The 18,600-nt window shown below is 71.3% G+C and carries 17 protein-coding genes and 1 pseudogene; 7 read left to right on the plus strand and 11 right to left on the minus strand.

Features of this window, described 5'->3' with window-relative positions:
• Positions 1–30: 30 nt before the first annotated feature.
• A complete protein-coding gene (locus ABD296_RS02460) occupies positions 31–1,479 on the plus strand; it encodes an MFS transporter (protein WP_344260882.1) in 1,449 nt (482 codons plus the stop codon).
• A 487-nt stretch (positions 1,480–1,966) separates the two neighbouring features.
• On the opposite strand, the gene ABD296_RS50470 is transcribed toward ABD296_RS02460, so the two are convergent.
• The 5 genes from ABD296_RS50470 to ABD296_RS02485 all read right to left on the minus strand — a co-directional run bounded on the left by ABD296_RS50470 (position 1,967) and on the right by ABD296_RS02485 (position 6,274).
• Complete coding sequence (locus tag ABD296_RS50470; RefSeq protein WP_407061435.1) at positions 1,967–2,113, minus strand: TetR family transcriptional regulator; 147 nt, start codon at positions 2,111–2,113, stop codon at positions 1,967–1,969.
• Positions 2,114–2,203: 90 nt separating this feature from the next.
• Positions 2,204–2,953, minus strand: a complete 750-nt coding sequence (locus ABD296_RS02465) for a dienelactone hydrolase family protein (RefSeq protein ID WP_344260883.1) — start codon at positions 2,951–2,953, stop codon at positions 2,204–2,206.
• Positions 2,954–3,864: 911 nt separating this feature from the next.
• The gene (locus tag ABD296_RS02475) at positions 3,865–4,503 is read right to left on the minus strand and encodes a flavin reductase family protein (RefSeq protein ID WP_344260884.1); all 639 of its coding nucleotides are present in this window, start codon (positions 4,501–4,503) and stop codon (positions 3,865–3,867) included.
• Positions 4,504–4,643: 140 nt separating this feature from the next.
• Entirely contained in the window at positions 4,644–5,270 is a 627-nt protein-coding gene (locus ABD296_RS02480; RefSeq protein WP_344260886.1) for an FMN-dependent NADH-azoreductase, read from the minus strand.
• Between the two features lie 50 nt (positions 5,271–5,320).
• Entirely contained in the window at positions 5,321–6,274 is a 954-nt protein-coding gene (locus ABD296_RS02485) for an alpha/beta hydrolase (RefSeq protein ID WP_344260888.1), read from the minus strand.
• Positions 6,275–6,412: 138 nt separating this feature from the next.
• On the opposite strand from ABD296_RS02485, the gene ABD296_RS02490 reads away from it, so the two are divergent.
• Positions 6,413–7,297 carry a helix-turn-helix domain-containing protein gene (locus ABD296_RS02490; protein ID WP_344260890.1) on the plus strand — a complete coding sequence of 295 codons (885 nt, stop codon included), beginning with the start codon at positions 6,413–6,415 and terminating at the stop codon, positions 7,295–7,297.
• A gap of 158 nt (positions 7,298–7,455) precedes the next feature.
• Here the strand turns inward: ABD296_RS02490 and ABD296_RS02495 are convergent, their stop codons facing one another.
• Complete coding sequence (locus ABD296_RS02495) at positions 7,456–8,145, minus strand: winged helix-turn-helix transcriptional regulator (protein ID WP_344260892.1); 690 nt, start codon at positions 8,143–8,145, stop codon at positions 7,456–7,458.
• A gap of 93 nt (positions 8,146–8,238) precedes the next feature.
• Between ABD296_RS02495 and ABD296_RS02500 the strand changes: the two genes are divergently transcribed.
• From ABD296_RS02500 to ABD296_RS02510, 3 genes and pseudogenes are all read left to right on the plus strand, one after another.
• A complete protein-coding gene (locus tag ABD296_RS02500) occupies positions 8,239–9,207 on the plus strand; it encodes an enoyl-CoA hydratase/isomerase family protein (RefSeq protein WP_344260894.1) in 969 nt (322 codons plus the stop codon).
• Entirely contained in the window at positions 9,204–9,689 is a 486-nt protein-coding gene (locus ABD296_RS02505; protein ID WP_344260896.1) for a nuclear transport factor 2 family protein, read from the plus strand. Before ABD296_RS02500 ends, ABD296_RS02505 begins: the two co-directional genes overlap by 4 nt.
• Positions 9,686–10,018: pseudogene (locus tag ABD296_RS02510) on the plus strand (NmrA family NAD(P)-binding protein); the annotation flags it as partial. The gene ABD296_RS02505 and the pseudogene ABD296_RS02510, both read left to right, overlap by 4 nt.
• A gap of 481 nt (positions 10,019–10,499) precedes the next feature.
• Here the strand turns inward: ABD296_RS02510 and ABD296_RS02515 are convergent.
• From ABD296_RS02515 to ABD296_RS02530, 4 genes are all read right to left on the minus strand, one after another.
• Positions 10,500–11,750 carry an NAD(P)-binding protein gene (locus tag ABD296_RS02515; RefSeq protein WP_344260898.1) on the minus strand — a complete coding sequence of 417 codons (1,251 nt, stop codon included), beginning with the start codon at positions 11,748–11,750 and terminating at the stop codon, positions 10,500–10,502.
• A gap of 4 nt (positions 11,751–11,754) precedes the next feature.
• Entirely contained in the window at positions 11,755–11,949 is a 195-nt protein-coding gene (locus ABD296_RS02520; protein ID WP_344260900.1) for a hypothetical protein, read from the minus strand.
• Between the two features lie 435 nt (positions 11,950–12,384).
• Positions 12,385–13,488 (minus strand): NAD(P)H-dependent amine dehydrogenase family protein, encoded by a 1,104-nt coding sequence (locus ABD296_RS02525; protein WP_344260902.1) that lies wholly within the window; start codon positions 13,486–13,488, stop codon positions 12,385–12,387.
• Complete coding sequence (locus ABD296_RS02530) at positions 13,485–14,501, minus strand: Rieske 2Fe-2S domain-containing protein (protein WP_344260904.1); 1,017 nt, start codon at positions 14,499–14,501, stop codon at positions 13,485–13,487. The genes ABD296_RS02525 and ABD296_RS02530 overlap by 4 nt, the downstream gene beginning before the upstream one ends.
• A gap of 179 nt (positions 14,502–14,680) precedes the next feature.
• Between ABD296_RS02530 and ABD296_RS02535 the strand changes: the two genes are divergently transcribed.
• Complete coding sequence (locus ABD296_RS02535; protein WP_344260907.1) at positions 14,681–15,319, plus strand: TetR/AcrR family transcriptional regulator; 639 nt, start codon at positions 14,681–14,683, stop codon at positions 15,317–15,319.
• Between the two features lie 22 nt (positions 15,320–15,341).
• Here ABD296_RS02535 and ABD296_RS02540 read toward each other — a convergent pair whose 3' ends face one another.
• Complete coding sequence (locus ABD296_RS02540) at positions 15,342–16,145, minus strand: maleylpyruvate isomerase family mycothiol-dependent enzyme (protein WP_344260909.1); 804 nt, start codon at positions 16,143–16,145, stop codon at positions 15,342–15,344.
• Between the two features lie 310 nt (positions 16,146–16,455).
• Here ABD296_RS02540 and ABD296_RS02545 point away from each other — a divergent pair, with 310 nt between their 5' ends.
• A complete protein-coding gene (locus ABD296_RS02545; RefSeq protein ID WP_344260912.1) occupies positions 16,456–18,522 on the plus strand; it encodes a hypothetical protein in 2,067 nt (688 codons plus the stop codon).
• The last annotated feature ends 78 nt before the right edge of the window (positions 18,523–18,600 follow it).

Below are 18,600 nucleotides of genomic sequence, written 5' to 3' on the forward strand. Positions count from 1 at the left end.
CGGCCCGTCCCCCGAAGGGTGTCCTCTCGCATGTCCGCTGCTCCAAGACAGGCCCGGCCGGGCTGGACCCTGGCCCTGCTGGCGCTCGCACAACTGATCTACGCGCTGGACCTGAACATCGTGTTCGTCGCGCTCCCCGAGATCGGCTCGGACCTCGGCTTCCCCGGTCAGACCCGGCAGCTGGTGGTGAGCGCCTACGTCGTGTTCGCCGGCGGGTTCCTGCTGTTCGGCGGCCGTGCCGCCGACCTGCTGGGCCGCCGCCGCGTCTTCGTGTCCGCGCTGGCCCTCTACGCCGTCTCGTCGCTGGCCGGCGGGCTCGCGCCGAGCCCCGCCACGATCATCGTGGCGCGGGCGGTGCAGGGGATCGGCGGCGCGCTGCTGCTGCCGTCCACGCTCTCGCTGATCAACACGCTGTTCGCCGAGGGGCCGCAGCGCAACCGGGCCCTGGCGGTCTGGGGCGGCGCCGGCGCCAGCGGCCTGACCATCGGGGCGCTGCTCGGCGGCGTCCTCACCGAGAACTTCGGCTGGCCGGCCGTCTTCTACGTCAACGTCCCGCTGGCCGCCCTGCTGGCGGTGGCCGCGCTCGCGGTGATCCCGCGCGACCCGGCCGGCGGGCCGCGGCGGCGCTTCGACCTGCCCGGCTCGCTGACCGTCACCGCGGGCGCGACACTGCTGGTGTTCGCCCTGGTCGAAGGCCCGGAGGAGGGCTGGACGAACCCGCTCGTGATCGGTGCTTTCGTGCTGGCCGCCGCGCTGCTGGCGGCCTTCGCGGCCATCGAGGGGCGCAGCGCCGACCCGCTCATGCCGTTCCGGCTGTTCCGCAACCGCAACCTGACCATCGGCCTGACCGTCACGTTCCTCTACATGGCGACCTTCGGCGTGCTGCCCTACTTCCTGACCGTGCTCATGCAGAGCGTGCACGGCTACAGCGCCCTGGAGACCGGGCTGGCCTTCCTGGTCCCCTCGCTGGCGATCGCCACCGGCACCCAGCTCGGCGAGCGGCTGACGACCCGGACCGGCCTGCGCACGACGCTGCTGATCGGCTTCGCGATCGGGGCCGTCGGCACGGCGGCCATGGCGATCGGCTTCGATGGCGACGCGGGCTACGGCCTGCTGGTGCCCGGACTGGTCGTCTCCGGCGTCGGCCAGGGCATCGTCTGGACGGCGATGTGGATCGCCGCCGCCACCGGCACCGCCGGCCACGAGCAGGGCGTCGCCAACGGCATCGCCTCCACCGCCCTCAACATCGGCAACGCCATCGGCCTGGCGATGTTCACCGCGCTCGCCGACATCGGCACCGGCGGCAAGACCGGCGAGACTCTGCGCTCCGCCACCGCCCACGGCCAATTCATCGTGGTGCTGCTGACCGCGGCCGGAATGGTCATCGGGCTGCTGGTCAGCCTCGTCCTGCCCCGCTTTTCCACAACGTCCTCAACCGCCGCGGAAGCACCCGACCCGGCGCCCGTCACCACGAGCTGACCGCGACCACCACAACACCGCCCCCGTCCGGATCCCGGGCGGGGGACGGTGGCGTCCTACGCGTCCTGCAGTCGACGGTTGAGAGGGGACTCGTGGATGCCGAGCGCGGCGGCGAGGACCTCGGCGGCGCGCCGTACACCCGACTCCACCTGCGGATCGACGCCGTCCCACAGGGCGGCGTCGAGGAGCTGGCCGTCCGGCGGGCGCGCGGCGGCGTCCGCGGTCCCCCTCGACGACGATCCGCGCGTTCGCTCCGTCCAGCAGCAACAGCAGTACGTGCCCGGAATCGTCGGCGCCCGCGTTCCGCGCCTCCGCCGTCAGCACCTCGCGCAGCCAGTGCTTGTGGCGCCCCACGACCTCCCGGGCCGGGTCCTTGGGGTCGCACAGCTCCGCGGCGGCGTTGACGAACGGGCGGCCGCGGTTGCCGCGCTGCCGGTGGAACCGCTGCAGCCAGTCGAACACCGCCAGGATCCGCGCCCGGGGCCCGTCATGGCGGTCCAGGTACCGCTCCATCTCCGCCCGCCGGCGGACATGCACCTCTTCCAGGACGGCTGCGACGAGCGCGCCCCTTGGACCCGAACCGCGCGTAGAGCGTCGGCTTGGATACCCCGGAGCGGGCAGCGAGGGTGAGCATCTGGCCTCCGACCGGCGCGGCTGGCCGGCCGTCCTGACCGGCGAAGGCCTGGGCGCGCTGCGGGCCACGGCGCCCCGTCACGTCGCGCGTTCACTCATTGGGCTGTTCGCCGTGGCGTGCGGTGAAGGCGAGGATGCGGTGCCACGCGTCGGTGCACGCCTCCTGCCACTGGTCGTAGGAGTCGTCGAAGAACGAGTGCGGGGCGCCCTCGTAGGTGTGGGCCTCGTATTGCTTGCCCGCACGGTCGAAGGCGGCGGTCAGCTCGGCGTACTCCCGCGGCGTGGTGGCCACGTCGTCGCCGGCCAGGAGCATGAGCAGCGGCGCGGACGGCTGGTCCGCGCGGTCGCCGACGAAGCGCGGCGGCCCGTAGAAGCCGGCGGCGCCGGACAGGCCGAGCCCGGCGGCGCCCAGCCGCCACGAGTAGCCGCCGCCCAGGCAGAAGCCGACGCTGAACAGCGGGCCGGGATGCCAGGCGCGGATCGTCTCGGCGACAGCGGCGGCGTCGGTCTCGACGTGGTGCGGTTCGAGCAGGGGCAGGTGGGCGTAGCCGTCGAACGAGTCGTCCCGGGGTGCGGTGCCGACGCTGCGTCCGTAGTAGTCCATCACCAGGGTGTGGAAGCCCGCCTCGGCGAACCGCTGGGCCAGGCTGGCGTAGAACGGATGCAACCCGCGCACGTCGGGCAGCAACAGCACGTTGCGGCCGTTCGGCACGGCCGGGGCTGCCCGATAGGCCCGGAGCCGGTTGCCGTCGGCGGCGCCGATCTCCAGCGGCCCGTGTTCGGCCACCCCTCCGGTGACGGCGGGCGCCGCGGGGGGCCGGCTGTCGATGTCGTGACACATGCTGATCTCTCCTTGTGGACTCGGCGAGAGGTCCGGTGAGCCGCAAGCCTGCCGAGCGCGGGGCCGGCGTCCCAGGCCCGGCGGTTACCGGTACCGGCAGGGCCACCATCAGGCGTCGGATAGCGTGACGGCTGTGATCTTGATGCCGCGCAGATTCCGACGCGGGCGGGGATCGGAGCGTGGTGCAGGTCGCCGGTCAGAGCAGACACCTGGCTGGCCACGGCGCAGGTCGCGGCGGGCGGTGCAGTGGGGTTGGCGGGCCTGGCCACCGTCGCCTTCCGGATCGCGGTCGGCATCGAGCTCGCGCGGTCGGTCGTCGCCCCCGTGCTGGCGTTGATCGTCATCCTGGCCGTGGTGCGCGGCTGCGCCGCGTTGCAGCGCTCCCGGATCACCGCCTTCACCGGCGTCGATCCCGCCGGGAACCGCCCGAGGCCGTCCTGGCGGTGCTGGTCGGCGCGGCCTGGAGCTGCGGGCTGCTGCTCGCGACCGCGCCCGTCCACGCCTGGACGCTGCCCCGCCGACGCCGAGCGACTCTCACTTAGCTTGTTCAGGGCCGTTCCGGCCAGCTCGACCCCGCCCGCGTCGACACGGTCGATTCCCGCGGCGCACTGGAGAAGGGTCGACTTCCGCGATCCCGAGGGCCCCATGACGGCGGTGAACCGGCCGCCCGGAAACACGACCAGAGACACCGTTCAAGGCCGCCACCCTGTTGTCGCGGCGGCCATAGGTCTTGCTGACCTGGCTGATCCTGACCAATGCTTCGCTGTACATGATCGCGGAGACCCGAATCGGGCCTGTACCCAGCACCAGGCCGGCCGGGGTGCGGCGGACGATCACGACGTGAGCAGGCACGGCACCGCCGGCCCGCCGGCGAGGCCAGGCTCCCGAACGACAACCTCTGGGGAGCGGACTCAGACGGTCGACGTCCGGAGGTCGTGCGGCATGTTCCAGCCTTCGGCGAGGCGGGACGGATGGACGTTGCCGCCACCGCCGAAGAACTCGCAGAACTTCATGATCAGCGGGTCCCAGCCGAGCGGGTCCACGTGGCTCGTCCCCGGGATGACCAGCTCTTCCTCGACATGGGCGCGGAGGACCTCGACCTGGAAGGCGGTGGCCTGCGGAGTCGGCCGGCCGACGGGATGGGCCGAGACGACCCTGCACTCCATCTGGATCGGGCATTCCGCGACCCGAGGGGCCCGGACCACGTCCGACACCTGCTCGGTCAGCCCGGCGACCGAGAACTTGTCCGGCTCGTACCGGTAGCCCTGTTCGACCTTGTGGTCCGGCACGTCCGGCCTACCGGTCGTGAGCGCGAGCCGGTCGACGGCGTCGACCATCGCCGACGAGGGCAGGTTGAGCACGCAGTCGCCGTCCCGCAGCAGGTTCGCCGTGGTCCGGGCGCTGTTGCCGAGGCCGAGCATGCACGACTGGTTCAGCCACCACGCGGACGACATCGGCGCGAGGTTCGCGGTGCCGTCCTCGTTGAGCGAGCTGATCAGCACCACCGGAGTTCCGAAGTACAACACCTTGAGTCCGGGGACGACGTGCATGCAAAGCGCCTTTCGCAGAATGCCGAGGGTGAGACGGCCCGCGACCGGAATCGCGAGCCGTCGCCGACCCTCTCGCGAGCCAGGCCGCCCGCGCTGGCAAGAATGCGACGTCACGTTGCAATCACGGGTGGCGCGGAACGTCAGAAACGCTTGCCTTCCTCGCGGGCCCGGCCGTGGGCTTCGCGGCGTCCCATCTCGGCGTCGGCGGTGGCGAGGTTGGGACGGAACTGCACGGCGGTGATGTCCGTGATCCCGGCCCAGCGCAGCCAGCCCTCGAGGAACGTGCTCTGGAAGTCGGCGCCGAAAGCCGGTTCGCGGCCGTCGCCGTAGACGGCGCTCGTGTAGACGACGGCCGCCTTCTTGCCCCGCAGGAGACCGGTGTAGCCCTGCTCGGCGTCGAAGCCGAAAACCCAGCCGGGCTGGGAGACCACGTCGACGAACTGCTTGAGGATGTACGGCACGCCCGAGTTCCACATGGGCACGCTGAACAGGTACCGGTCGTAGGAGTCGAAGCGCTCGAAGACGGCGCGGGCGGCGGCCCAGGCGCGTTCCTGGGCGCCGGACGGCTCGGCGCCTCCGAAGACCGTCATCTTGGCCCCGGCTCCGGCGGGACCGAACTCCGGGAGCGTGCCGTCCCAGAGGTCGTGGTGGTCGACGGTGTCGCCGGGGTGGGTCTCCCGGTAGGCGTCGAGGAACGTGGCGGCGAGCGCCAGCGACTCCGAGGACGCTCCGCGCGGCGAGGCGGAGACATGCAGCAAACGGCTCATGACCTGATCCCTTCAGCAAGCGGACTACGGTCCGCATTCCTCTCGGGAAGCTACCGGACCGCAGTCCACTTAGCAACAGCCGACGAGGACGCCAGCTCGTCGGTGAAGAACGCAGTGAGCTTCTCGACCGCCGGGCCGACGTACTGGTCCTTGTCGTAGAGGTCGACATGGCTGGCGCCGTCCACCCAGTGGATCTCCTTGGGGCCGACCGCCCTATGGAAGGCCTCGAGAGTCATCCACGAGGTGATGGCGCGGGTTCCGGCGATCATCAGCAGCGGACGCGGGCCGATCAAGGGCACGGGGGCGAAGGCGTCGAAGCCGGCCATCTTGTCGATGCTGGTCCAGTCGAAGAACGCCGCCGCGCGCGGGTGCTCGGCGCGTGGGGTGCGGTAGTACTCGAAGCCTTCGGCCCCGTGCTCGCCGCCGAGCCTGCGCGCTTCCTCGATGGTGTCGGGGAACAAGGTCAGGACGCCCGGGTCCGCACCGCGGGCGGCGGTGGTGCGGGCGGCAGCGGCGGCGTCGAGCATGCCCTGGAACACCATCGGGTCCTGGGCTCCGTCAGCCCCCAGCCGGAACTGGCGGGCGATGTCGACGGCACTGACGGTGGCGGTGGCCTTGATGCGGTGATCACCGGCGGTGGCGGGCAGGACGTAGCCGCCGGAGGCGCAGATGCCGAGCGCACCGATGCGTTCGGCGTCGACTTCGGGCCGCGTGGTGAGGAACGAGACGGCCGCCTTGAGATCCTCGATCCGCTGGGCCGGATCTTCCAGCCCGCGGGGCTCGCCGCCGCTCTCGCCCTGGTAGGCGGCGTCGAAGGCGAGGGTCACGAACCCTTGCTCGGCGAGCCGGGCGGCGTACAGCCCCGCGGCCTGCTCCTTCACGCCGGTGCCGGGATGGCCGACGACGATGCCCGGGCGCGGTCCGTCGGAGGGCGCGTCAGGGACGTAAAGGTGACCGGCCAGGGTGATGCCGGCGCTGTCGAAGGTGACGTCGATCGTGGTCACGGGAGGCTCCAGTTCGCTGTCGGGAAGCGGTGTGACTCCACGTTCGCGCTGCTCCCGGACGCGCAAAAGAGACGGGTTCTTGCCTGGGAAGGAACCTGCCCTCCCAGGCGCGCCCCCTGACCGCCGAGAATGGACGGCATGACCGCCTCACCGGATACCGGCGACCTCGGTGCCTTCCTCAAGGCCCGCCGCGCCCAGCTGGCGCCGCACGAGGTGGGCCTGCCCGAGACCGGCGGGCGCCGCAAGGTGGCCGGCCTGCGCAGGGAGGAGGTCGCGCAGCTAGCCGCGATCAGCGTCGACTACTACACCCGGCTCGAACAGGGCCGCGTCCAGGCATCCGCCACCGTCCTGGCGACCCTCGCCCGCGCCCTGCGCCTGGACGAAGACCAGCAGACCTACCTCTACGAGATCGCGGGCAAGACCGACGCCCGCCCGCGCCGGCGCCGCACCGTCCAGAAGATGCGACCGGCGATGCGCCGCCTGCTCGACCAGCTCCACACGACCCCGGCGGTCGTCCTCGGCAAGCGGCTCCACATCCTGGCCTGGAACGATGCCGCCGCCGCTCTCTACACCGACTTCGCCCGCATACCCGCCGGCGAACGCAACTACGTCCGGCTGCTGTTCACCCATCCCGGGATCCGCGGCATGCACCTGGAGTGGGAGCACGACGCCCGCGACGCCGTCGCAGCCCTGCGAATGGAAGCGGCGAAGGACCCCGACGACCCGGACCTCGCACAACTCGTCGGCGAACTCTCCGTCCAGGACCCCGACTTCCGCACGTGGTGGGCCGAACACCGCGTCAACTCCGCCGCCTACGGCACCAAGCACTACCGGCACCCCGAGGTCGGCGACCTCACCCTGGACTGCGACACCTGGGACAGCCCCGACGACAGCGGACAGCGACTCATGGTGCTCACCGCACAGCCGGGAACACCATCCGACGACGCACTACACATCCTCCTCTCCTGGACCCCAGACCTGCCGGCAACGCGGCCCGACGACATCGCGGCCGCCGAAAAATAACCGACCGAACACGCGACCATCGCCTCGGCGAGGGTGTCGGGATGGTCGGGGGCCAGCACTCGCAGCATGTCCGCCAGCAGTTCCCCGATCGCCGCGGCGGCGCCGGCCGCGGCCCCCTGCTTCCATCATCTGGAGCATTGGGGCTCGGGGGCGGGTGGCTAGGCGGTGTTCTTGGGGTGGATTAGGGGGTGTAGGTGGGCGTGCAGGAGTTCTAGCAGTGTTGTCAGCGCGGTCGCCTCGCCGTCCGCCTCGATTTGGCCGGCTTCCAGGGCTTCGGTTATGTCGAGGCGGCCTGCGGCTATGGCGGCGAGAGCCGATGAGTCCGAACGGATGGTGACGTCGGCCTGCCCGTCCGCCACTCCCGGGGCGATGTGGGCCTGGCCGTCCTGGATGCGCAGGTGGGCCGTGCTGTCGTCGACGTGGAACTCGTAGACGGCTTCGACGTCGCGCAGTGCGTCGGGCGGAAGGAGATGGACGAGCGGCGTCAGCGTCCATTCGGCTCGGTAGACGTCCGCGGGTCCGCGGCCCTCGCCGGTGTAGTGGCGTGCGCCCCACAGGGCGAGCGGCATGATCGCCCGGGCGAGGTCGGTCCCGGTCGCGGTGAGTTCGTACACGGTGGACGCGATCGGCGGCGGCAGACGGCGCCGCGCGATGACGCCGTCGGCTTCGAGTTGCTTGACCCGGGAGGCCAGCAGGCTGGTCCCGATGCCGTCGAGTGCGGCGGCCAGGTCGGAGTAGCGCTTGGGGCCCGACATGAGCTCCCGGACGATCAGCAGCGTCCAGCGTTCCCCGACGATGTCGAGTGCGCGGGCGAGGCCGCAGAACTGGTCATAGGTGCGCCGAGCCATGCCCCGCACTCTACCGCTCGCAGAAAACTATTCGAAGCATCTACTTCGAATACTTATTTACTAGCTTCGAAAACTTATGTACCGTCCTGAGCCATGGACGAACGAACGTCTGGTGCCCAGGGGCCTCGCCTGCTGACCCGGAGGGTCGGGCGCGTGCTGGTGGTGCACTTCGACAACCCGCCCCATCACTTCCTCGACGAGCCGATGAGCGTCGAACTGGACCGGCTCACCCGGCGGCTGGCCCGCGACACCTCGGTCGGCGCGGTGGTCTTCGCCGGGCAGGGCTCGGCCTATCCGCATCTGCACGTGCCCGACGTGCTGGACGCGGTACGGCTGGCGCCGCGCCGTGTCCCCTATCCGGTCGCGCTCGCGATCCTGCGGGTCGGGAGCGTCCTGACCCGGTCGCGGCTGGTGGACCGGGTCGTCCGGGCCACCCCGCTGCGCGGCGTGCTGCTGGCACCGCGGCTGTACGCGACGTTCCGCCGCATGAACCGCACGGACAAGGTCTTCGTCGCAGCGATCAACGGCACGGCGGTCGCGATGGGCTGGGTCTTCGCCCTGGCCTGCGACGTCCGCGTCGCCGCCGACGGAACGTACGCGATCGGCCTTCCGGAGAGCACCGTCGGCGTCCTGGCCGGGGCGGGCGGCGCCCGCCGCACGCTCGACGCGATCGGCACGTCCCGCGCACTGGAACTGCTGCTCGAAGGGCGCATGCTCACCCCGCGGCAGGCGGCGGACCTCGGTCTCGTGCACCATCTCGTCCCCCGCGACGACCTGGAGGCCCGGGCGGTGTCGATCGCCCAACGCCTGGCGACACGTGGGCCACGGGTGATCCGTGAGCTCAAACGGGTCGCCTACCAGGGGCCGGGTGCGCACCGCACGACCGCGGCGTTCCGCGCGGAGGGCGCCGCGCTGCTCACCACGATGACCGACCGGCGCGCCGTCCGCGCGATCACCGCGTTCCACCGGCGGCTGACCGCGCCCGCCCCGACCACCGCACACGCACTGGAGACGGCATGGCTCAACACACCCGACGGACCGGACTCGAGGAGCGACCGATGACCGCCACCACCCCTCTGGCCCGCCGCGCGGACGGCGCTCTCGACGCCGCGTCCTTCGCCGCCGAGGCCGAACGGATGACCAATGAGGCGCTGCTGGACGAGTGGCTGGCCCTCTACCACCCCGACGCCGTCGCCGAGTGGGTCTTCGACGGAGCCGCCCAGCGTTACGCGGGCCTCGACGCGATCCGTCCCGCGGCCTCGGTCTTGGCCGAGGTCTGGCGGGCCCACCGGCTGCGCGTTCGGAAGATCCCGCAATGCGCCGATGCCGACACCGTCGTCCTCACCTGGGAGGGCGGGTTCCGCGGCCGCGCCAACCAGCTCGGCACCGAGATCTGGACCTTCCGCGGCGACCTCGTCGCTCGTCATCAGATGTACTGCCATCTCGACGTACGCCCTCGAAGCTCGCTCTGGGCGCGCACCCGCGTGCTGCTGGCCGACCCGCGCACCGCGGTCGGCGTGCTGGCGCGGGAGGCACGGCGATGAAGGCTCTGATCGTCGGCGCCGGCGGCTACAACGGCGGGAACGTCGCCCGGCTCCTCGCGGCGCGGGGCCACACCGTTCGCGGCCTCGTCCGCGACCGCGCACGCGCGGCCTCTGCCCTCAAGGAGGCGGGCATCGATGACGTCGTCCAGGGCGATGCCATCACCGGAGCCGGTCTGCACGAGGCCCTGACCGATGTCGACACCGCGTTCTACTTCGTGCACGCCCTCGGTGCACCCGACCGCAGGACCGACGAACGCGACCTGCGCGCCGCCCGGCAGTTCGTCCGCGCGGCGCAGGCCACCGGGCTGCCACAAGGCGTCTTCTTCACCACCCTGGCGCCACCCAGTGGCGCACGGCCGCCCGTCTACCAGCACAACCGGCTGCGGGTGGAAGAGATCCTGCTGGACGGCATCCCTGGCATGACCGCCGTACGCGCAGGCATGGTGCTGGGCGCCCGCTCCCGCGGCCTGCTGCCCTACGTGAAGCTCGTCCAACGATCGCCCATCGTTCCGCTGGGCCCCTGGTGCGCCAACCGCATCGCCGTGATCGATCCCGCCACGGTGACGGAGGCCATCGTCGCCGCCGGGACCGACGCGGCACTGGCAGGCCGGACGCTGGACGCACCTGCCTGCGCCCAACCCACCCACCGGGAGCTCGTCCGCGCCATCGCCACCACGCTGGGTCTGCGCCGGCTCATCGTCCGCTCCCCGATCGCCACACCGCGGCTCGACGCTGCCCTCATTTCGGCGGTGACCGGCGAGCCCTACGGCTTCTGCCGCTACCTGGCCAGCGGAAACGAACACGACTACGTCATCGACCCCGCTCGTTGCGAGCCCTTCGACGGCTTGAATCCTCCCTCGTTGCGGGAGGCGCTGCACGACGCCCTGCGAGGTCCACGCCCGCACCCCGCGCGGGAGCCGGATCGGTGGCCAGGCGGGCGGCGATGAGAGCGCTGTTGACCGATACCTCGGCGAGGAGCCCGGGGGCGGCGACGGCGTCTCCGGCGAGGTAGGTCCGGCCGCCGCGGCTGATCGCCGGCCGGTCCCGCCACCTCGTGCCGGGGAGGTCGAGGGCTCCGGTGCGTCCGGCGGCGAGTTGGTCGCGGCGCCAAGTGAGCCGGTCGCGCCAACCTGGGGCGCACAGGTCGTACAGGGCCTCCAGACGCGTCATGCCGCGGGTCTTGGACTCGTCCGCCCGCAGCGGCATCGATCCCTGCAGGAGTGTTTCGCCGGGTGGCGCCAGGCTCGGGTCCTGGGCGCCGAACCGTTCAACGAAGCCGCCTTCCTGCAGGTCGAACGTGACGCACTGGTCCGTGCGCGAGGGCCGCAGGGCGACGTCCATGAGGACGCAACGCCCGGACTCCCAGCGCAGGCTCTCATCACCCAGAAGCGCGCGGGCGGCGTCGAGGGAGGTGGCCACGATCACGGGCCCCGCCGTGGGGACCGCATCGACGCGCACTCCCGTCTCTATGCGGACGCCCAGGTGGCGGGCGCGGGCGGCCATCCTGTCGACCAGCGCGCCCCAGCCTCCGACCGGATAGCGGGTGACGGGCTGGCGCCACGATGCCACCCGCAAGAGCCTTTCGAAGACGAAGGCGGCCGACAGCCGGCCGGGGTCGGCCTCGAACAGAGCCGGTCCGAGCAGACCCGCCGCGGCACGGTAGGCGGGCTCCCCGAACTCCGCGCTAGCCCAGTCCCGAAACGAGCGGTCGACCGGGGCATGCCGCCCCCGGCCCGCGATAAGCATGCGGACCAGCCCGGCGGGCGGGAGCAGCTTGAGCCCGCCGCCGTGACGGAAACGCACCCTGGCCAGCTGAGCGGCGCCCAACCGCGCGGCGGGTTGCGCCAGGCTCCGCGCCGCCAGCCACTTCCAGGCGGTGCCGTCCTTGTAGAAGGCATGGGGGCCGTCATTGGCGATGTGGGGTGCAGGCGTGCAGCGGGCCCTGCCGCCCAGGCTCTGATGCGCCTCGAACAGGACCACGTCGACGCCCTGCTCGGCACTGGCGATGGCGGCGGTCAGACCCGCCAGACCTCCGCCGATCACGGTGATCGTGGGCTTCATGCCTTCAAGGACGCAGCCCCGGCCCCTCCTGTGACACGTGCCGGCGCGATTCCGATTCCGCCTGATCGCGAGTGCGTCCGCCTTGCGCGCGGTCGAGCTCGTCGGGGTCGTGGGCGCTGAAGATGTCCACCTCGCCTGTGGCGGCGAGTTCGTTGAGCCGGTGCAGGTTGTGCAGGCGCGTGGTGCGATCGGCTTGCACGAGGGTTTGGAAGGCTCGGCTGGACGTGCGACCGCAGTTGCCTGAGGTAGACGGCCCGCTGCCCGGGGCCGCCCTCGCCTGCCGGGGTCTGGCGGGCGTCGCGCCGCGCCAACCACTGGTTCAGGCCCTCCGACACCAGGCTCAGCGCGAACGCGGCGACGGCCCACCGCGGCGCGAAGGTCCCGCCGTTCAGGACCTGGTTGACCGCGACGCCGGCCGCCACCGCCAGCGCAGCCGTCGCGACGATGCGCAGCGCCCACCGAATGACGCGCAACCCGCTCCCTCCATGACCGGTCCACCGATGACCCGATCCCAGCATCGGAGCGCGCCGCTGTCAGCCGGCCACGGAACGCGGAACCGGCCGTTAGCGGCCTTACGACGTCTCAGAGGCTCGCGCGACGGATTCCTCCCTCGACGTGGCACCCCATGTCCCGGTCAGCCGCCCGCCGTGGTGGCGAAACGGCCGGCGAAGCCGCGCAGCGGCATGTCGGCACTGGTCAGGATGCCGGGAGGTGCGTCGACCACGGCCTTGATGGCGTTGAGGGCGGGGAGCCCTGTGACGGTCATGCCGATGGAGGCGAAGGCTTCGGGGGAGGAGAAGTCGGTGCCGGGCTTGGGCAGGATCATGTGCTTGCTGTAGATCACGGGATCACCCTGGATCTTGGTGATGTAGCAGCCCTTGACGTCCCAGCGGGGATCGGTGTCCGGTGTCATCTGCCATTCGAGGTGGGCCTCGATCCGCGGGACGCCGTCGACGACGCCCTGGTACTTGATGTAGCTGGCTCCCAGTGAGCCCTTGGGCAGCTGGTACCAGCCGAGGTCGACGTCCTTGGTGCAGGCGCCCATCTCGTAGGAGAAGGCGACGTCGTCGAGCCGGAGGTCGAAGCAGTCGGCCATCATGTAGATCGAGTCGGCGAACACCCGCGTGTACTTCTCCAGCATCGACGGCAGCGCGGGGTCGTCGACGGGACGCCCGTAGCCGACCTCGATCCAGGTGGCGGCGGAGTGGTGGCAGGAGACGTCGACCGATTCGATGACGGTGACGTTCTCGATCTCGGCGACGTCGGCGGAGTGCACGACGCCCAGGATCTGGCAGAGCCCGGGGTTCATCCCCGTGCCGTAGAAGGTGGCGCCGCCGCGCCGGCAGGCGTCGGCCAGGACCTCGCTGACTGGCCGGCCCGACGGGTGCGGATGATTCCGGTCGCGGTGGTGCCCGGTGATCCAGTCGGCTGTGGTGACGATGTCGATGCCGGCTTCCAGCACCCGCTCGTAGAGGGCCTCGTCCGGGAACACCCCGTGGAAGGTGACGACGTCCGGCGCGGCGGCGATGATCTCCTCCACCGATCCGGTCGCCGCGACCCCGATCGGGTCGCCGCCCGCGAGTTCACCGACATCGCGCCCGATCTTCTCCGGGGTGTAGCAGTGCACGCCGATGAGTTCCAGGTCGGGATGCCGGCCGATCCGCCGGATCATCTCGGTGCCCACGTTGCCGGTGGCCACCTGGAAGACCCGGACGGGTGATCTGCGATCTGAGGTCATGGCCTCTGCCTTTCGTGGGAACGGGGCTGTTCGGCGGGGTAGAACTGCTCGGCCCAGGCGCGGAGCGCGGTGAAGCCGGCGTGCTCGTCGCGGACGAGCCTCGCGGGGTCCGCGTAGCGCTGGTGCGACCAGATCTCGATGTCGGCGAGGAACTGGTCGATGACGCCTTGGGCGTTCCGCTGCGCCGAGGACCGCGAGGCCGCCTCGTCCTTGTCGGGCCGGCGGGCGATCCAGACGGAGAAGCGCACGTCGCAGGTGCGGTCGTCGACCGGTGTGACCGCCGAGGCGGTCCGGTTGTCGACCATTCCCCAGCTCTTGGTGACCGCGACCCCGAGCCCGGCGTTGATGGCGTGCACACCGCTGCCGACGTCGTCGATGCTGCTCAGCGAGCCGTCGAAGGTGATGGTGAAGTCGACGTAGGAGACCGGCTCGTCGAAGTCCTGGCGGGTGAACACCGGCATGATCGGGACCTTGTGCACGTACTTGAAGTGCGCGAAGTCGACGCCGTTCTCCAGGACGTACTGCGGATGGAGTTCCAGCCGCTCCCGAAGCAGCGCCGAGCCGGGGAACGCCGGGTGGTAGTCGTCCGCGGTGACGCCGTCGTCCCAGCCCGTGAAGACGTCGGGGACGTCGAAGTAGGGCGGGCGGCCGTGCACGTCGTGCCAGACGTAGACGGCCTCGTTGCGCTCGACCGCCGGCAGGGTCTGGATCCGGGCGCCGAGGTTCGGCCGGGTCTCGTACGGGATGCAGGCGTTGCGGCCCTCCGCGGTCCATTCCCAGCCGTGGAACGGGCACTGCAGGCGGTCCCCGACGACCGTTCCCCCGTAGCCCAGGTGTGCGCCCAGGTGCCCGCAGTAGGCGTCCATGACGGACACCTGTCCCGATTCTCCGCGCCAGGCGACCAGATCGCGGCCGAAGTACGTCATCCGGGTGACGTCGCCCGGCCCGATCTCGGCCGACCAGGCGACCTGGAACCAACCGGTGGGCTTCATCGACAGCGTCGGCTTCGCCATGGGAACCTCCGGCCTCCACGAATGGAGTAATGGTCACTTCAATAAACAGAATCGTGATTCTGCAGTCACCGTAGCGAGGCGCTACGATGAGGACAACCCCTCTCGAAACGATCCGTGCACGCGCTCGGAGAGCGAACCGCGCGGCGCGCGGCGGAGCCGTACGGGCGCAGTGGAGAACCATGCACCTTGATGACAACCCGGCCGCGGTGCCCGACATCCGGGACGCGCGCCGGCGGATGTATCAGCGGCAGATCCTCGCCGCGGCCGAGCGGGAGTTCAGCGCCTCCGGGTTCACCGACGCGCGGATGGAGTCGATCGCGGCGGCGGCCGGCGTGTCCCTCTCGACGGTGTACAAGACCTTCTCGGGGAAGCTCGCCATCTGGGACACCCTGCATGACGAGCGGATGCGGGCGCTCCTCGCCGAGGTCGACACGGTGACGCGGACCGCGGCGTCACCCCTCGAACGCCTCCTCACCGGGGTCGCCGCCGTCGCCCGGTTCCTGACCGAGCACGACGAGTACCTCCACCTCAACCTCCGGGCCGGATTCGGCTGGGCGAGCGGCGCGGACGGCGGCCGCGGGGTTCAGCGCACGGTCTGGAGCGCCGGGCTGGACACGCTCGCGGGCGGCGTCGAGGCGTCCATCGCCGCCGGTGAGCTGCCCGACATCCGCCCGCGCGTGGCCGCCGGGATGATCGTCTCGGCGTTGCAGGTCTGGCTCGACGACTGGGTCCGCACGAGCCGGGACCGGCAGGCCGACACCGTCATCGAGGAGTTGACGACCCGCCTCCGCTGGCTGCTCGCCGGCGACGCCCCCTGAACGCCGGGCGCCTCGGTACCGGTCAGCCGCTGACGTGGGCGGTGTTGTCGAGCCAGTGTTGGACGAGGCCCGTGTCGCCGTCGACGCTGATGCCGGTGGCTTCGCGGTCGGTGAGAGGGAGTCGCCGGGTCAGGGCCAGCAGCAGCGAGCGTGCCGGGCCGGTCACCGTCACATCGGCCTGCCGGGCTCCAGGCTGCCACGTCGCCCCGTCAGGCCGCCGTTCGACGAACCAGGCGCCCGCGTCGTCCGCGGTGTCGGTGGCCAGCCACTGCAGGGTCTGCCCGGTCCCCCGGATGGCGTGGGCGGACTCCGACCGTTGCATCTCCCACGTGGGGGAGGTGAGCATCGCGAGGTGGTTGCCGATGAGCGCGGCTGCGATGTCGGCGTCGATGTCGGCCGGTCGGCCCGCCGCGGAGGCCGCGTCGAAGCCGTGGACGACCGCCTCGTTGAGCATGCTGGACATCCAGAATCGCGTCCCGGTCCGCTCGTCCCCCGCCGGGTTGAACACCGGCGCGTCGAGCGAGTCATCGGAGCACGCGCTCGCGACCCGCTGCGCGGACTCCGACAGCCACGCCTGCCACTCACGGGGGTCGGCGGGGAGAGCGGCCATCTCCGCGGGCAGCTGCGCGGGGTCGGTGATGCGCCGCTCGATGATCTCCGCGACCCAGTGCTGGGTCTGGCCCACATGCTCGACCAGGTCAGTGACGGTCCACTCCGGGGTCGTCGGCACGACGGCGTCAGGCCCGGCCGCGGCGGCCGACTCCGCCAGACGTCGGGTGTGTTCGACGATCGCTCGCCGGGCATGTTCGGCGTTCAGCTCGGCCATTGGATTGTCCCCTCCGTAGGTTCGTTGCTCTGTGACTGACCCGGCGTGCCGGTCGAACTCATCGCCGGAACTACGAAACACCCAGACCTACCGGACAGGCCGTAGGGTCGATGGTCCCCGGTCACTGCAGGAAAGGTGCGCGATGGTGGGCTCCGTGGGATTGGACGCCGGTGCCGTCGGCGAATGGTGCGCACGTGCTTTCGCTGGGGCGCCTGCGCTTGCCGGACGGTTGCCGGCTGGTTCCGGCAGAGCGCACGGCGAATACACCGAGCGGGCACTTGCCCTGCGCATGGGCGCTCTTGTGCAGCAGGTGCCTCCGTATCGCGCGCTGCGCGGCCTGCAGGCGGTCGTTCGGGACGGATGGGCGGACCGCATGGCGCGACGGTACGCGTCGCACGCGCAGCTGGTCCCGCCCTTCCGGGAAAAGGCCGCCGATTTGCGGCCCACCACGCACGGTTGGGTCGACGACCTCCGGGAGCGCGACCTGAGGAAAGCGTTCGCCGCGTTGTCCAGCCCGCCGAAGCCCGGTCCGGTGGAAGCGGTCCTGTCCGAGCTGATCGACCGCGTCCGGCGCTATTTCGCCGCGCACTCGACAGTCGGCGTGGTCGGCGGCGCGGAGACGGGGCTGGCCCGGCTCTGCCTGATGCTGGCCCGGTTCGAGGCGGGTGTGCTGCCGGAGCCGGACGCTACCGTCGAGCAGATCCACCGGAGCGTCCCCGAGGACGAGGTGCGCGAACTGGTCGGCCTCGTCCGGAAGTTGCCCCGCGCCCTCGGTGACCGGCTGGACGGGCCGGGCGCCATGCGGGGCGTCGCCGAGCCCGTGTTCGTGCACGGGCTGGCGGAGGGCGACCTGATGATCGGCGACACGCTGGTCGCGGTCAGCCTCGGCGACGCGGCCGAGGTGGCCCGGCGGCTGCGGCACCTCGTCGCGCACGCGTGGCTCGACACCGGCGACCTCTACGGCGTCCGCGCTGCCGGGGTGTACCTCGCGGACCCCGGCGCCCTCGTGACCTGGCCGGTCGCCGACCTCGCCGCCCGGTTGCTGTCCGGCGCCGACCCGGACGCCGCCCGCGCCGAGTTCCGCGCACTGGCCGAACGGGAGATCGCGGCGGCCAGGCCGGTGGCGCGGCCGGACGCCACGCCCCGGCACCGGCGACACTGCGCCGTCGTCGAGACGACGATGCCCGCCCCCGGCGGGCGGCCGCGCCCCGGCTGGTCGGTGAGGCCCAACGGACCGACCTGCCCCAGCCGGGACCTCGCCGAGCTGGCCGTGCCGTTCTGCGCCGGCCTCCCCGACGGCTGGCGCCTCGACTACTCCGAGGGCCCCTACGGCAACACGGCCCCGCACTGGGAGGCCGTCAAAGGAGGCCAGAAGTACCGCTCGTCCAGAGCCGATGCCGACGGACTCGCCCTCGTTCACTTCTTCGCCACCGAGCACAAAACCCCGAGTGCACCAGTGAAAACGAAGAAGCCCACCGTCTACGGGCCGGAAGCATGGAAAACCGCCTTCGGTGCCGAGTGGACGTACTGGGACCTGTGGTTCGGCGTCGTGTGCGTCGCGGACCACAACGGCGACTGGGACGAGCTCGACGCGAGCCTCTACGCGAAACCCGCCAACCGAAATTTCGCCGAACGGATGTGGTCGCACCTGGTCGACCTCAAGGAGCGTCTCGCCGCCACCGGGAAAACCGCCGCAGACCTCGTCGGTGGTCTGGCCGCCGACCGCAAGACGCTGGCCAAGGCACGGTCGAAGGTGAAGCAGGGCACGGGCGTCCGGAGCAAGGACCATTCACCCGCCATGCGCGACACCCCCAGCCACCGCCACCTCCTTCGGACGCACTTCGGCAGCTGGGATCTGTACCCGGTCTCACCGCGCCCGTTCTACCAACGACTTTCCGGGGCCACTCCGTTCGACCTCGAAGCACCGGGCTGGGGCATTTCGGCCTTGGAGAACATCAGGCCCCTGTTCGACGCGCTGAACGAACTGGAGGCCGAGCACGCCGACGATCCACCCGTTCTGCTGGCCGTCCGCCGGGCCGGACTCACCGCCGCTTCGCTGGCCTTCCACCGCTGCGACGACTCCTACGGCGCACTCGGCGACGATGCTTCCGCCGCCATGCTGCGCTTCACCCGCACCGACTGGCGCGCCACCGGCATCGACGCCACCGTGTTCTGGCGCGACGTCCTCGAAGTGTTCGCCGTTCTCGCCAACTTCGGCGCGACGTACAAGAACGAGAGCGAGTTGATGGCGAATCTCGGCGCGGACCGCGACCGGGCGCTACTCGACCCGCTGGTCAAGGACCTGCGCGCCTCGTACGCCGCCGACCGGCTCGACTGGTTCGCGAAGGAGCTCGGCCAATTCTGGGATTCCGTCTAGCAGGCTGAACGCGCGGCGCTCGCGGCCCGGGCACACCGCCGCACGCTGGCCCCGAGGGGGTCTCCGGCGCGCCCGGGC

Source organism: Actinomadura napierensis (assembly GCF_039529375.1).
In the GTDB taxonomy this organism is placed as follows: Bacteria; Actinomycetota; Actinomycetes; order Streptosporangiales; family Streptosporangiaceae; genus Spirillospora; species Spirillospora napierensis.

Excerpts from the sequence above, each read along its gene's own strand:
- ABD296_RS02515 (WP_344260898.1), bottom strand. The coding sequence starts at position 11,750 with ATGAAGCCCACGATCACCGTGATCGGCGGAGGTCTGGCGGGTCTGACC.
- ABD296_RS02505 (WP_344260896.1), top strand. The coding sequence starts at position 9,204 with ATGACCGCCACCACCCCTCTGGCCCGCCGCGCGGACGGCGCTCTCGAC.
- ABD296_RS02475 (WP_344260884.1), bottom strand. The coding sequence starts at position 4,503 with ATGCACGTCGTCCCCGGACTCAAGGTGTTGTACTTCGGAACTCCGGTG.
- ABD296_RS02500 (WP_344260894.1), top strand. The coding sequence starts at position 8,239 with ATGGACGAACGAACGTCTGGTGCCCAGGGGCCTCGCCTGCTGACCCGG.
- ABD296_RS02490 (WP_344260890.1), top strand. The coding sequence starts at position 6,413 with ATGACCGCCTCACCGGATACCGGCGACCTCGGTGCCTTCCTCAAGGCC.
- ABD296_RS02460 (WP_344260882.1), top strand. The coding sequence starts at position 31 with ATGTCCGCTGCTCCAAGACAGGCCCGGCCGGGCTGGACCCTGGCCCTG.
- ABD296_RS02495 (WP_344260892.1), bottom strand. The coding sequence starts at position 8,145 with ATGGCTCGGCGCACCTATGACCAGTTCTGCGGCCTCGCCCGCGCACTC.
- ABD296_RS02525 (WP_344260902.1), bottom strand. The coding sequence starts at position 13,488 with ATGACCTCAGATCGCAGATCACCCGTCCGGGTCTTCCAGGTGGCCACC.
- ABD296_RS02480 (WP_344260886.1), bottom strand. The coding sequence starts at position 5,270 with ATGAGCCGTTTGCTGCATGTCTCCGCCTCGCCGCGCGGAGCGTCCTCG.
- ABD296_RS02535 (WP_344260907.1), top strand. The coding sequence starts at position 14,681 with ATGCACCTTGATGACAACCCGGCCGCGGTGCCCGACATCCGGGACGCG.
- ABD296_RS02540 (WP_344260909.1), bottom strand. The coding sequence starts at position 16,145 with ATGGCCGAGCTGAACGCCGAACATGCCCGGCGAGCGATCGTCGAACAC.
- ABD296_RS02530 (WP_344260904.1), bottom strand. The coding sequence starts at position 14,501 with ATGGCGAAGCCGACGCTGTCGATGAAGCCCACCGGTTGGTTCCAGGTC.
- ABD296_RS50470 (WP_407061435.1), bottom strand. The coding sequence starts at position 2,113 with ATGCTCACCCTCGCTGCCCGCTCCGGGGTATCCAAGCCGACGCTCTAC.
- ABD296_RS02465 (WP_344260883.1), bottom strand. The coding sequence starts at position 2,953 with ATGTGTCACGACATCGACAGCCGGCCCCCCGCGGCGCCCGCCGTCACC.